The 13,374-nt window shown below is 41.8% G+C and carries 16 protein-coding genes; 7 read left to right on the plus strand and 9 right to left on the minus strand.

What is annotated here, in order from left to right; all coding sequences use genetic code 11:
* The 4 genes from I8752_RS06095 to I8752_RS06110 form a co-directional block, all read right to left on the minus strand.
* A partial coding sequence (locus I8752_RS06095) for a hypothetical protein (RefSeq protein ID WP_214431414.1) occupies positions 1 to 183 on the minus strand: 183 nt, incomplete at its 3' end.
* Between the two features lie 139 nt (positions 184 to 322).
* Positions 323 to 1,270, minus strand: a complete 948-nt coding sequence (locus I8752_RS06100) for an aldo/keto reductase (protein ID WP_214431415.1) — start codon at positions 1,268 to 1,270, stop codon at positions 323 to 325.
* A gap of 343 nt (positions 1,271 to 1,613) precedes the next feature.
* Complete coding sequence (locus tag I8752_RS06105) at positions 1,614 to 2,174, minus strand: hypothetical protein (RefSeq protein ID WP_214431416.1); 561 nt, start codon at positions 2,172 to 2,174, stop codon at positions 1,614 to 1,616.
* Positions 2,175 to 2,466: 292 nt separating this feature from the next.
* Positions 2,467 to 3,756, minus strand: coding sequence for a HEAT repeat domain-containing protein (locus I8752_RS06110; protein ID WP_214431417.1), 1,290 nt, complete (start codon positions 3,754 to 3,756; stop codon positions 2,467 to 2,469).
* Between the two features lie 331 nt (positions 3,757 to 4,087).
* Between I8752_RS06110 and I8752_RS06115 the strand changes: the two genes are divergently transcribed.
* The 6 genes from I8752_RS06115 (at position 4,088) to I8752_RS06140 (ending at position 9,029) form a co-directional block, all read left to right on the plus strand.
* A complete protein-coding gene (locus I8752_RS06115; protein ID WP_214431418.1) occupies positions 4,088 to 4,360 on the plus strand; it encodes a hypothetical protein in 273 nt (90 codons plus the stop codon).
* 141 nt (positions 4,361 to 4,501) lie between these two features.
* Entirely contained in the window at positions 4,502 to 4,726 is a 225-nt protein-coding gene (locus I8752_RS37195; protein WP_225895471.1) for a pepsin/retropepsin-like aspartic protease family protein, read from the plus strand.
* Between the two features lie 128 nt (positions 4,727 to 4,854).
* Entirely contained in the window at positions 4,855 to 6,285 is a 1,431-nt protein-coding gene (locus tag I8752_RS06125; RefSeq protein WP_214431419.1) for a BCD family MFS transporter, read from the plus strand.
* 73 nt (positions 6,286 to 6,358) lie between these two features.
* Entirely contained in the window at positions 6,359 to 7,165 is an 807-nt protein-coding gene (locus I8752_RS06130) for an inositol monophosphatase family protein (protein WP_214431420.1), read from the plus strand.
* Positions 7,166 to 7,449: 284 nt separating this feature from the next.
* Positions 7,450 to 8,001, plus strand: a complete 552-nt coding sequence (locus tag I8752_RS06135; protein WP_214431421.1) for a hypothetical protein — start codon at positions 7,450 to 7,452, stop codon at positions 7,999 to 8,001.
* Positions 8,002 to 8,075: 74 nt separating this feature from the next.
* Entirely contained in the window at positions 8,076 to 9,029 is a 954-nt protein-coding gene (locus I8752_RS06140) for an MDR/zinc-dependent alcohol dehydrogenase-like family protein (RefSeq protein WP_214431422.1), read from the plus strand.
* A gap of 46 nt (positions 9,030 to 9,075) precedes the next feature.
* Here the strand turns inward: I8752_RS06140 and I8752_RS06145 are convergent, their stop codons facing one another.
* The 5 genes from I8752_RS06145 to I8752_RS06165 all read right to left on the minus strand — a co-directional run bounded on the left by I8752_RS06145 (position 9,076) and on the right by I8752_RS06165 (position 12,480).
* Entirely contained in the window at positions 9,076 to 9,363 is a 288-nt protein-coding gene (locus tag I8752_RS06145) for a hypothetical protein (RefSeq protein ID WP_214431423.1), read from the minus strand.
* Between the two features lie 178 nt (positions 9,364 to 9,541).
* The gene (gene chlG, locus I8752_RS06150; RefSeq protein WP_214431467.1) at positions 9,542 to 10,588 is read right to left on the minus strand and encodes a chlorophyll synthase ChlG; all 1,047 of its coding nucleotides are present in this window, start codon (positions 10,586 to 10,588) and stop codon (positions 9,542 to 9,544) included.
* Between the two features lie 123 nt (positions 10,589 to 10,711).
* Entirely contained in the window at positions 10,712 to 11,812 is a 1,101-nt protein-coding gene (locus I8752_RS06155; RefSeq protein WP_214431424.1) for a Get3/ArsA fold putative tail anchor-mediating ATPase NosAFP, read from the minus strand.
* 83 nt (positions 11,813 to 11,895) lie between these two features.
* The gene (gene petP / locus I8752_RS06160) at positions 11,896 to 12,090 is read right to left on the minus strand and encodes a cytochrome b6f subunit PetP (RefSeq protein WP_214431425.1); all 195 of its coding nucleotides are present in this window, start codon (positions 12,088 to 12,090) and stop codon (positions 11,896 to 11,898) included.
* 207 nt (positions 12,091 to 12,297) lie between these two features.
* Entirely contained in the window at positions 12,298 to 12,480 is a 183-nt protein-coding gene (locus I8752_RS06165) for a hypothetical protein (protein WP_214431426.1), read from the minus strand.
* Between I8752_RS06165 and I8752_RS06170 the strand changes: the two genes are divergently transcribed.
* Positions 12,479 to 13,276, plus strand: a complete 798-nt coding sequence (locus tag I8752_RS06170) for a Uma2 family endonuclease (RefSeq protein WP_214431427.1) — start codon at positions 12,479 to 12,481, stop codon at positions 13,274 to 13,276. The genes I8752_RS06165 and I8752_RS06170 overlap by 2 nt on opposite strands.
* The last annotated feature ends 98 nt before the right edge of the window (positions 13,277 to 13,374 follow it).

Below are 13,374 nucleotides of genomic sequence, written 5' to 3' on the forward strand. Positions count from 1 at the left end.
CGCTTGAGTGTGGGTTACTTTTCTAGGCTCTGTTTCACCGTGGAAGCTCCCTATTAACGCCAGTGTCAATCCATAGCGATTGTCTGATTGCGTCCTGTTCCCAGCTTCACTCTGCAAGAATCGAGCTTGCTCGGTGTGGGCAGGTAAGGAGTCACGCCTGAACCTGGCGGGTAGGACTTTCACCTACATCTGGTTGAGAGTTCAACTCGTAAGAGTTGGTAAGTTTATTTACGGACTGGATACCGGGATTCACTTACAACGAATCGCACGGGAACTCACAGTATCAGAACTGTGGCCCCCTGTATTTGAGTGATTGAGAATACTATAGCCACGGGCGGCTAGCTTTTTCTAACTCGCTAATTTCATCGTCATTCAATTTCCAACCTAAAGCGCCTGCATTTTGTCGTACTTGTTGGGCTGTTTTTACTCCAGCGATGGGAATCACATTTCCTTGAGCAATTAACCAGTTAAGGGCTACTTGGGCAGGAGTGCGATCGTATTTTTTTCCTAAACTGGTTAGTAAATCTATTACTGGTGCTATTTTTTGCAATCCTTCTTTATTAAATCGTGGGTCTATCCTTCTCGCACCCGTAGGTGTTTCGGCAAGTTCGGGGGTGTATTTGCCTGTGAGCAATCCTTGAGCTAAGGGACTGTATGCCAAAATTGTTACACCTAATTCACGGGCAGTTTGAAAAATACCGTTGCTTTCGATTTGGCGACTTAGCAAAGAGTAGCGTACTTGGTTCACCGCTAAAGGTACTCCACGGGCTGCTAATATCTGGTGCGCTTCTCGCATTTGATCTGCTGAGTAATTACTTACACCGACTGCGCCAATTCTGCCCCGCTTTACCTCGTCTGCTAAAGTATTCATCAGCGTTTCTTGGCTCAAAAAAAAGGCAAAGGGCCAATGTACTTGATACAGTTCTACTCGCTCTAATTGTAAGCGTTTAAGGCTATCTGTTAAAGCATCAGAGACAGATTGACCTGTAAATCGCCACGGTAAAGGGCCGAATTTTGTGGCAATTTGCACGGGTTTTTGTGCTTTTTGGATGAATTGCCCTAATAATTGCTCTGACAGCCCTAGTCCGTAAATTTCCGCAGTATCAAAGAAGGTGACACCAGTCTCTAAAGCTGCTGTAAAGGCTTCTTGTACCTGTTCTTCGCCGTAGCGATCGCCATAACTCCAAAATAGTTTATCACCCCAAGCCCAAGTGCCTATGCAAAGGGGTGTTACAGTTGGGCCATTTTGCCCCAATGTGATGGTTTCCACGGTTGCAAAATTTATTATATTTACATTTCTTTACTTTTCTAGTGTAGCGTTACAAACAAGACTGCGAATAGGACATTGGATATTAAGGATTTGACGCGTCATTTTTGAGAGTTCTAATAAGTCACAAATAAGAAACGCTTGTGGTGTCAAAGTGAAAATTACTTTACCATGAGGGTTTTCAGTCGCCAATGCGGCGCAACTTCCTTGCGAGGTTGGAGCTGGCAGTGTAAAAAAGTATCTTGCCAAAGCAAGTTACCTCTACCACCCAGTATTGACTTAGAGAAATTTTATTTATTAACTTTCTCAAAAATTTTTGAACTTACAAAGTCGTCCTAACTCTTTCCTATCCACGATTAGATTGTTGTAATGGTCGCTTAAAATGATTTAGAAAATAAAAAATCATGTTGATTGGTGCTGAAAGAAAAACTGAGGTGAACAATATCGTTCCATACTTTATCAACTCATGACTTGTATCACTTTGCTCTGCAATTACTGAAGCTGAAACAGATTGAGTTAACAAGATTAAAACAAAACCGATGAATGGTAGTGCAACCAGGAGTAGATTTGAATAAAGATTAGACTCCGTACCAGACCATCTGCCATCAGAGTAATTTATAACTGTTACGTCACCAACTATTGAGTAGAAAGTCTCATTGGCAACTTGACCGTCCGGTTGATATCTAACAGCAACAAAGTAATACCATTTTGGTACTGTTTGAAACATAATTTGAGGATCATCCACAAAATATGAAGTGTAATCACTTGGTTTAAAAATCTGGAGGGATGCTAAAGAATTTCGATATCTTAATTTAGCAATTATGGAGAATAAGAAACCAAAAATCACAATAATTACCAGTTGAGCAATTGCTATCCATCCTGAGATTTCAAAATCAGTGTTTATCACTTTTTTTCCCAATCAAACTAATTTGACTATGCTTTTAGAGTACCCAAGAGATGCTTGCCAGTTAACTATTATAGTTGAATATGTTACAAGAATCACTTATCCAGGTTGATGAAGTTAGTTCGACTTGGGAAGGAAGTTACTCAGCACTGGTGGCGATCGCCCAGCCCAATGTCGGTTTTTAGGGGTTAACCGATATTGAGCCGAAAGGGACGAAAATCAGTAATTAAGCAGTTTTTATGCTTTTCCTCTCATTTTTAGTTAACAATATTAATATTATTTTGAATTCTAAATTTTAAAAAGGAATATTATTAGGATTATCATCGCTTGAACTTAAATTTTTATCTTCATCAATTGTAGAGTAGTTGTTTAATTTTTCTCTCAAATTTTCAATATTAGGGTTGAGTATATCTGATAAAGTCATTCCGTATAGAGCAGCTGAGGCTTCTAAATTAGCAACTGCTGGATTGCTATAAGTCGTATCAATTATAGAATTAGGATTAGTTATTTTAGCAAGTGCTTCATTAGCTGCTTGCCGAACCATTTCATGACTGTCCTGTATCAAAATTTTATTTAAAGGAGATACGGCTCTTAAATCTGTAATTTTGCCTAACGTTATTGTTGCCCAATATCGAGTTAGCCAATATCCATCCCTTAAAGCATCAATCAGAGACTCTACAGCATCTATGCCACCTAGCCAACCCAAGTATAATGATGACATCTGCCGAAAATAATCTAAATTTTCATCAAATTGTGTATTAGTAGGTGGCCTTCTTAAAACTCGAATTAATGGTGCTATTAACCTTTTATCACGAGTAAAATTTAAAGTATCTCCAACTTCTTTTATTAAATCAAACCCCATTTCTAGTTGTGGTAAAACTGGTTCTAACTGCTCTACTTTAGCCAATACACCTGTTACTAATTGCTCAGAATTATATTTTCGCCAAATTCCCAAAATTTTATTTGTATCTTTTCTAAGATATCCATTTTCTCCTATGTAATAGGCTGTTTCGTAACTCTCAGCTAGAGTCATCATCATATTAGTGAGGCTAGAGTAAAGTCTTAAAACGGTATCACATCCTCCCTTATAATCTCTAAAAACAACTGGATAATATTTATAGTTTTCATCTTTATATACATAACCAGTTAAACAGCCATCATAATAACTATAAAATATTTCTAAAGCAGCAGGATTTTGAAAATCAGAAATACAGGGAAAAGTAGAAATTCGCTTAAATATTTCTGGCTCCATGCGTGTATACCGATTACTTTTACTTATATATTTATTAATCAAACCTTGAAAGGGGATGAAACCCCAAGGAGCAAAGCCATCAGAATTATGGTAGATATCAAACAATCCCACATAATCCCATTCAGAGATCATGTCACCATTTCGCCACTGGTAAATTTCATATACTTCTTGTGGTAATTGAAGATTTGAATCTCCAATAAAAGAATCAATTTCATCACGAGATAAACCTGGCTGTAATAAAGAAGCTGACTTTTCAGCCTCCTTAAAGCGACACCACTGCTTTTGTTGTAACCAGTTTAAAATTATATTTAAAGCTTCTGTTAGATTTGACATTTATATAAACTATATTGTAATAAAATACTTACTATCGTTAATGGACAATATTAATTTAACTTTCTTTATTGCGATCGCCGCCGCGACCGTACAATAGAGATGCACAGCATTGGCTTGAAAAATCATTGCCATAGCTTGTTTATAGCAACTCAAGTAAGAAACGAAGGGCTGAATTTTCTTACTTGAGTCTTTGTTCAAGTTTTTTACAATTTGCTAATTTGAGGCGATCGCTCTCATACTTACTACAGAATCAAGCATTGCTCTCTAACCTCTTTAGCTTCTGCTCTACAATGAAGTGAAGAATCTAGCAGCTTAAACAGGGGATTTATTTATGTCCCACCCTACACTTAGTAGCCAAGAAATCGCCCGGCGTGGAAAAGAACTTTACGAAAAAAGAATCCGCGCTGAAGTTGAGACGGGAGAAAACATTGGCAAAATTATCTCGATTAATGTTGAAACGGGAGATTACGAAATCGGTGATGATTTAGTCGAAACGAGTCTTCGACTACGAGCCAAGCAACCCGATGCAGCACTTTGGGGAGAAAGAATTGGTTTTGATGCAGTTTATGCAGTTGGTGGTACGTTGCTCAGGGCGGCACAGTGATACACGGGACTGTAGTTGGACTGCAAGCAAGAATGAGTTTGATTATTCTTCCACCAGAAAGTTCAGATGTAGAAATCGAATGTGTTATCGATACAGGATTTGAGGGATTCTTAACCTTGCCGCTTTCTCTCATTACTGAGCTTGGCTTGCCTTACCTCAATAAATATCAACGCAAATCTTGCTAACAATTCCAATGTGGAAACAGATGTTTATTTAGCAACAATTGTATGGAATGGTGTGGAGCGTAATATTGCAGTACTAGCAATGGGTCGCCGTCCACTTATCGGAACTGCTTTGCTGGAAGATTACCATCTCAGTATAGATTTTTATGAGGGTGATACGGTTCTGGTGGATGAAATTCTATAGTCTGAAAGCATCTCTACCGCCAAATCCAACAATTCATCACTTGAAATGACTAGGTTTTTTGGAATATCAAACAGTTTATCTTTAATTAAAGAGAGATTATTTTTGATAAATCATACGAAAAACTAGCTATGGCAAGCGGTGAAGTGTTCGATCGTGAAACAAAATCCCTTGGTATTCCCAGGGTCAATTTGCTGACCATGTTCCGACTCGGCTTATTTCAAATGGGACTCAGCATGATGTCTATCTTGACTCTGGGAGTACTCAACAGAGTCATGATTCAAGAAATAGCAATTCCGGCAACATTGGTAGCACTGGTGCTAGCATTGCCCTTATTTGTTGCTCCTTCTCGCGTCTGGTTCGGTCAAATCTCCGATGCCAAGCCCTTATGGGGATACCACCGCACAGCTTATGTTTGGGTAGGGGCGGCAGTATTTGCGATCGCAGCATTTCTAGCTATACAAGTAATGTGGCAGTTGAGTGCTGCAAGTAGTGCTAGTGGCTGGGTATGGACAACTCAAACCATCGGCTGGACAGCGCTTTTGTCTTTAGTTTTTGCTGTATATGGTTTAGGAATTTGTGCTAGCGGTACTGCCTTTGCTGCTTTATTGGTAGATATATCCGAAGAAGACAACCGTTCCAAAGTAGTGGGTGTGGTTTGGTCAATGCTGATGGTAGGGATTATTGTCGGAGCGATTATTAGTGCCAGCTTGCTCAAGCAATTAACACCAGAAGCAACTACAGCCACCTTGCAGGCAGCAGTTAACAAGCTATTTATCGTTGTCCCAGCCATTGTATTTGTGCTGGCAATTGTGGCAACATTTGGTGTTGAGAAAAAGTACTCCCTTTACTCCAGCCGTTCCACACTGGTAAACCGAGAAGACAGCATTACCCTAGGGGCTGCTTGGAAAATCTTGACCGCAAGTCCACAAACAGGTTTGTTTTTCACCTTTTTAGTGGTGATGACACTCTGTTTATTTATGCAAGATCCAGTTTTGGAACCTTATGCAGGTCAAGTATTTAAAATGCCTTTGGCGGAAAGCACCAAGTTGAATGTTTACTACGGTATCGGTCTGCTGATTGCTTATGCCGTGGCTGGCTTTTTGATTGTGCCGCGTTTGGGTAAGCGCAAAAGCGCTCGCATAGGCTGTATGTTGGTAGCATTGTGTGCGGCATTGCTGGGTATTTCGGGATTTACAGCAAATCCAGCTTTTCTCAAGCTAGCTTTGGTCTTATTCGGTTTAGCTACTGGTTTCTTAACTACAGCAGCAATTAGCTTAATGCTGGATCTGACAGCCGCGGAAGCCGCAGGTACTTTTATTGGGGCATGGGGACTAGCGCAGGCGATCTCTAGGGGAGTGGCAGTAGTGGTAGGCGGTACTGTTTTGGATATTGGCCGCAGGATACTACCCAGCCTGGAACTAGCTTATGGGTTGGTATTTGCCCTAGAAGCCGTGGGAATGGTGCTATCGATTTGGTTCCTAAATCGAGTCAACGTGACAGAATTTCAAACGAGTGCCAAACAAGCGATCGCCTCTGTTTTGGAAAGCGATCTAGACTAAAGTGAAAGCTGCAAAGCCAAAACCCGGATTTACCTATCTTGGCTCAGGAACGCCCTTGCGCGAGAATTAATCAATGAACGATTTTTGGACAACAATTCTCGATTTTGCCCAAACTACCACTACCAGAGTGGGAATGCAACTAATGCAGGACTTTGGGCAAGTACAGGCTTTGCAAAAAGCTGATGGTAGTTTGGTGACGCAGGCAGATAAATGGGCAGATCGGGAAATTCGGGATGCGATCGCTTCTAATTTCTCTGGCTACGGAATTTTGAGCGAAGAAAGCGATAAGTCATTTCCCGGTACGGAGTGGTGTTGGGTAATTGACCCCTTGGATGGCACAACCAACTTTACACGGGGTATTCCCATCTGGTCGATTTCTTTGGGCTTACTTTATCAAGGTACGCCTATTTTTGGTTACGTTCATGTGCCACCACTAAATCAAACTTTTCACGGCTTCTGGACGGGTACATCTGGTTTAGCAACACCATCTGGGGCATTTCTTAATCACCACCCCATCCACACCAGCACTGATGCTCCCAGCAACAACCACTTTTTCAACCTTTGTTCTCGGAGTACTGCTGTCATCCAAAAAGGCTTTCCTTGCAAAATTCGGATGTTAGGTGTAGCTAGCTATAACTTCCTGACAGTTGCGACTGGGGCAACATTAGGTGGTATTGAAGCGACACCAAAAGTTTGGGACTTGGCAGGGGCTTGGGTGATTGTTCAAGCTGCTGGCGGTGTTTGGTCATCACTGAAATCTGAGCCGTTTCCTTTGGTATCAGGGCAAGATTATAGCGATCGCTCCTTCCCCACCCTTGTCGTCAGCCGTCCAGAATTGCTGTCAACATTTGAACCGTTTCTCAAAGATTTGAAGATTTGAAGAGGTCGCTTTCTCAACAAATTTATTAAGCAGTGTCAAGAGGCTTTAAAAGCCTGATTTTTCGTCGTTCGCCAATAAAAAATCTTTCAGCTTCTCTCCGACACTGAGAATGATTAGGAGAGATTCATTTAACTTACGTAAATTTAACGAAAACTGAACCGACGATGTTTTTAATATGAATCAGCTTGCGCTCATCCTGACCGAGGTGAAAAACTAGTGTAGCTACTAAATTACATAACATTGTGGTTTAGATCGCAATTCAGTAGCTGTACGTAAAAAATCTTATGTTGTCTAATCTAGATTTGATTCGGGAGTTTGTAGACAAATCTACCCAAAAAAAAGATATTTTGTTGTCAAACTCTGCTTTAACAGCGCAAACTGTATACAAAAGTAACCAACTAACAGCCAAGTCTGAAGGTTTAATTGCTACAGCACAACTCAACAATACTTTACCTGAGTTTTCAATTCAGGCTAAGTCATCCCATTGGGAATTAATAAATCAAGCTTTGGCAGAATACTGTTATCTCCTCAAAGGAGAAATAGATAATCGTGGTTTTTATCAGTATCAACGCTGCAAAGTGCCAAAAGGTTATCAGATGAACTGTACTAAATCTGTGATGCTCTGGCGTGCTTGGTGGAAATATCGCAAAAATGCTTTAAGAGGTGGTATCCCACTGGATCTTTTGATCCAAAATCGAGATTCATGGTATCCCATCAGAGATTTAATTATTAGTGATGGGCTTCTATATATCAAAACTTTAGGAAGTGAAATAGAGATTCATTCAGAAGACTTAGTAATTTGGTTAAGTAAAATCGAGGTAAAGCCTCAAAACTAGTCCTAAGTGCTGATTACCGGATACTGAGTGGTGGTATATACTTTTAATTTCCAGTCTCAAATCCAAAAATTGGTATGAAAGGACTTTGGCTCGAAAATAATCAGTTGCAACTACGCACGAATATTGCTATCCCTGAACCGCCATCAGAAGAAGCCCTCGTGCGTGTGTTATATGCGGGTATCTGTAATACTGACTTGGAACTCAAAAGAGGCTACTATCCCTATACTGGTATTTTAGGTCACGAATTTGTCGGTATTGTCGAACAAGGGCCGGAACACTTAGTAAATCAGCGCGTAGTTGGCGAAATCAATGCTGTTTGTGGGCATTGTCGGTTTTGTCGCACTGGTCAACCAACTCATTGTGAAAATCGTACAGTCTTAGGCATTGTCAACCGCCACGGAGCTTTTGCTGAGTATCTTTGTTTGCCAGTAGAGAATCTGCATCCCGTACCCGATAATGTTCCATCAGAGGTAGCAACTTTTACAGAACCATTAGCAGCAGCACTAGAGATTCAGCAACAGGTAGCTTTGAGTGCAAATGACCGAGTATTAGTGGTGGGAGATGGAAAGCTAGGGCAACTGGTAGCGCAGACGCTAGCTTTAATTGGGTGCGAACTATTGGTTGTCGGACGACATCGAGAAAAACTAGCTAACCTAGAAGCGCGGGGCATTAAAACCGATCTAGCTGAGGCTGTTAAAGATAGGGCTTTTGATATTTCAGTAGAGTGTACTGGCAACGCAGAAGGATTTGCGATCGCTCGTCGTGCTTTGCGTCCTCGTGGTACTTTAGTGCTTAAAAGTACCTATGCTGGCAATCTCAATATAGATGCTTCTTCTTTAGTTGTTGACGAAATTACTCTAATTGGCTCTCGCTGCGGCCCCTTTCCGGCAGCGCTGCAATTACTAGCCACAGGACAAGTGGATGTACAACCCCTTATTCATGGCCGCTACCCTTTGAGTGAAGGACTTTTGGCTTTTGAATTAGCTCAACGTCGAGGCGTTCTAAAAGTCTTACTAGAGATTAGTTAGTTGTCAGTTGTCAGTTGATTTTAGCTGACGCTGCTTTTTTGTTTCCCTAATAGAGCATGGGATTTGTTTTTGCTTGATAATCGATACAATGAATTGCTGCTTCTGTGTTGGCAGTAGAGGGGTGTACAGTGCATTTAAGACGGTGGTCTGCTGTAAAAAATTGGCAACCAGTGCAAGGAATTTGATGCATTTGTTTCGCCGCACTCACACTATCTCGTGCCGCCACCCATAGACTCCAAACAAAGAGAGTAGTGACAACCCAAGCGCCAATAAAGCAAATTGGCACTAAAAAAGGTTGAATTCGATTGATGAGAAAAGATATCAGTTCCAACACGGTAAGCCCCGATCGAAGTTAAGAGTTAGAAGTATATTAACTCCTAACTCCTCACTCCTAACGTCTGACCATAGAGGTATCAATTCACTAGTGGCTGAGAGGAACAAGAGCAGGGGGCAAAAGAGTAGAGCAGAAAACCACACTCAGCACTCAGCACTCAGCACTTTGCTATTTTGTGTCAAACGCCAGCATGTCCTAAAGCTAAACCAGCAACAAGCATTCCCAAGACAAGAAAAGGTTGGGCACTAGCTTGGTATTTAACGTCATTCTTTAGAGGATCGCGCAAAAAATACATATCTTGGAAGGTAATTTGCGGGATGATTAACAGTACCAGGATTGCTGCGTACAAATTCTCATGGATAGTGACGAGATAAGCAGCGATAAATCCTTGAAATAAATCAATCATCAAAACACAAATCCATGCGGCTTTGGTGACACCAAACATTACAGGTAGCGATTGTAATCCTAACTGGCGATCGCCTTCTACACTTTTGAAATCATTCACAATCGCAATCCCCAATCCAGCCAAACTGTAAATTAAAGTGAGAACCATAATTTTCCAGTTGAGGTCGCCAAATAAAGCATGACCTGCCCACCAAGGTAAGGCGATGTAACTTGCTCCTAAAGCATAGTTTCCTAGCCAACCATTTTGCTTCAGTTTCAGAGGTGGTGCAGAGTAAATGTAGGCGATGAAAGAACCAAACAAAGCCAGAACTGTAACGTTGGGAAATTCATGCCCTGCCCAGACATCCAGAACAAATGCCAAAGCAGTACCAGATAGAAATAATACTAATATTTGCGTAATTACCTGGGGTACGGAAATTGCACCGGAGGGAATGGGGCGGTAGGGTTCATTGATGGCATCGATTTCGCGATCGTAGAAATCATTCAGGGTTTGGGTATAACCTGCCAGTAGAGGCCCTGACAACAACATACAAGCTGCTGCTTTTAACACATTTTCCAACGTCCAGGTATAGTTACCGGAGGAAGCTGCACCACAGACTACGCCCCAAATCAAGGGAATCCAAGTGATGGGCTTCATCAACTGCAAGCGAATTTTCCAAATGGATGTTTCCCCTGGGGCTGCACCTTTCATACCCAGTAGTTGCCTAGTTTTGGCACTGCGATCGCCAACTGCTGTTATTTCCTCGCTAGAATTAACAGCTACTGAGTCTAGTGCCTCACCTGGATTGGAATTTGGAGTAATGGGAGTTGATTCGGACATAAGACTTAGGATTGGGTACTGGGGATTGGGTATTGGGGATTGGGCGATCGGTAATTGGTCAACTGTATTTTTCTTCCCCATTACCTATTACCCAGTTCCTAGTCCCCAGTCCCCTTTACTAAATTAAAACGAAATTATCAAATAATTATTTTGAAACTTCGCTCCGGTAATCGATCTGCCAGTCAGCGCTGGGGGGAGGGAGATATTACGCCGCTGGTCTCCTGCTTCGACAGTGACTTCTGGCCCGTACTGAGTCAGTTTTACTTGTTTTTTATCAAATCCAGGTAAAAACAAGCGTACTTGACGGTTGTGACTGTCAATTTCAATTGGTTTGGGAGCTTGTGTCGCTTGTTCTGCAAAGTTGGGTAGAGCGTCTATTATCGGTTGCCAATCACCTGTTTTATAGTCAGGAACGACACTAACGCTTAAAGGTGTAAATTCAGCAGCTAGCTGAGTATTTGTATTATCTGATACAATAATTGCTCCACCTACAGTGAGACCGATTTGCTGGGCACTGCCCCACAAATAACGACTACTTGCCACTTCAATTGGGTCTGCTGTACTTACCAAGAATGCAGCAATGCGATTGGGGTCAGCAAGAGCAGCTTTCCCTTTGTCTAAAAAATTGTTAACTTGGTTGGTGGGTTGAGCAAAATTATCTGCTGTCCAGTTGACATTAAAAAAGCTGCTAATTAACGGCTGAATCAAAGGCGATTCAGTAATTGTCTTCCCCAGATCGGAGTTGACAAACAACTGCCGAAATCTCCGGACATACCAACTGAGAGATTCTGGTAGACCTAACATCCGCAGGCTAGAAGCATCACCCGTGCCATCATAAACGATCGCGTCATATTTGCCGCTAGCATCATATTCACGGATCGCATTCAGGGCTAGGGCGTGATCCATCCCCGGTAGCACTACCAGTTCTTGACCATAAACTTCTTTGAATATGGGTGTACGGAGGTATTGTGCTTCAAGTTTTTTCACTTCTTCCCAATTGCGCTCTAATAGCACAGATGCTTGAAACTGCACAACTTGCAATTTAGGAGCAATTTCTTGAGGGTCGGGAGTAAGGGTTCGATCTAGCAGAATGGGTAGCGCTGGTTCTGCCAGTCCTGCTAGAAGTACGCGCTTGCCTTGGCTTGCTAGTAGCTTGGCGGCAGCGATCGCTATTTTGGTACGATTTATGCCGCTTTTGCCCAAAAATGTCAATATCAGGGACATTACTTGATTTCCAATTACCGCCTGTCTTTTCAACTCCAACTTAGCACCAAGCAAATACTCTTAGCTTCCACCTGGAGTTATCTCTACTGCACCGGTTTGATTTCATCTTCAAAAAACCACGTAGAAGTATTGTCATCAAACTGTACCACTACACCGATACCACCACCATCAGTGACTTTGTAGCCCAGGATGATGCCAACTTGTCCTAATTTTTTAACGATAGGGGGAGATACGCGATCGCGCAGACGAAACACTTTAACTTTTTGTCCGATTTCCATGCCTATTCACAATGCTGCAATAAACCAAGTCTCAGTGTAGCTGAATCCGTGCCTCATCTGTAATAGATTCAGTGGAGAGAGATGATGAAGGGAAGGCTTAAGGTTTTGCCTATTGGCTTGTAACTGACAACTGAACTTAACAGCCTAAAATTAAATTAATAACACTAGAGGAAACAGCTATTGCTGCACAGCAACAGGCATTTGAGGTCAAATTACAGTTAGAACAAAAACAGCAGCGATCGCAAATTTTTGCAGAACATTTGCGTAGAGGCGTTCGACAAAGTCCTTCTCGCACAGTAGTGGTTTATCGTTAGATATCGCGAGGAATCGATCCAGATAGTTTGAGTTCAGCGAAAACTCACTTTGTAATATTGTTAAGGTAACTATCATGTATCAACCCGATCCACCCCGCCCGCCCCAAGAAACCATGCCTACAATGTATGATTTACCCAGTGAATTAGTGGGAGAATCAGGCTTGCCAGACGAATTTCATTGCATTCAGGCAGATTTGCTTAGTGAGACTTGTCAGCCTCCTAACTATTCATCTGAGGAAATTTTAGTTGCTAGCGACTTAAACCTTTACTACGATCCCCGTCATACTTTATGGTACAAGCGCCCAGACTGGTACATGGTTTTAGGAATACCTAATGCCGATCGACAGCAAGACTTACGTTTAAGTTACGTCATCTGGCAAGAAGGGGTCGATCCGTTTTTAGTAGTAGAATTACTTTCACCGGGTACAGAACAAGAAGATTTAGGGCAAACACTAAGAGAAGTAAACAAACCCCCAACTAAGTGGGAGGTGTACGAACAGATTTTGCGTATTCCTTATTACATTGTTTATGACCGCTACGAAAATTACTTGCGTGCATTTCGACTTAATGGTACTCGCTACGAAGCAATTCCTTTACCAGAAAACCGATTTTGGTTGCAAGAGTTAGAACTAGGATTGGGGTTGTGGCAAGGGACTTATCAAAAGACAACGGGTTTATGGTTGCGTTGGTACAATACGACAGGCTGGGTGTTGACGTTGGCAGAAAAGGCGGAACAAGAACGCCAACGCGCCGAACAAGAACGCCAACGCGCTGAACAAGAACGCCAACGCGCTGAACAAGAACGCCAACGTGCCGAACGATTGGCAGAGTATTTACGTTCTCAGGGAATCGATCCAGATAGTTTGAGTTAGTTAATAATGTGCAGGTGTCTTTAAGGCAAGCGATCGCCAGTACAGGATGGCGTAAATAAACTAATATTTGAAATGTCAGAAACCTTTGCAAAAATGTA

Source organism: Dendronalium phyllosphericum CENA369, assembly GCF_016056275.1.
Classification (GTDB): Bacteria; Cyanobacteriota; Cyanobacteriia; order Cyanobacteriales; family Nostocaceae; genus Dendronalium; species Dendronalium phyllosphericum.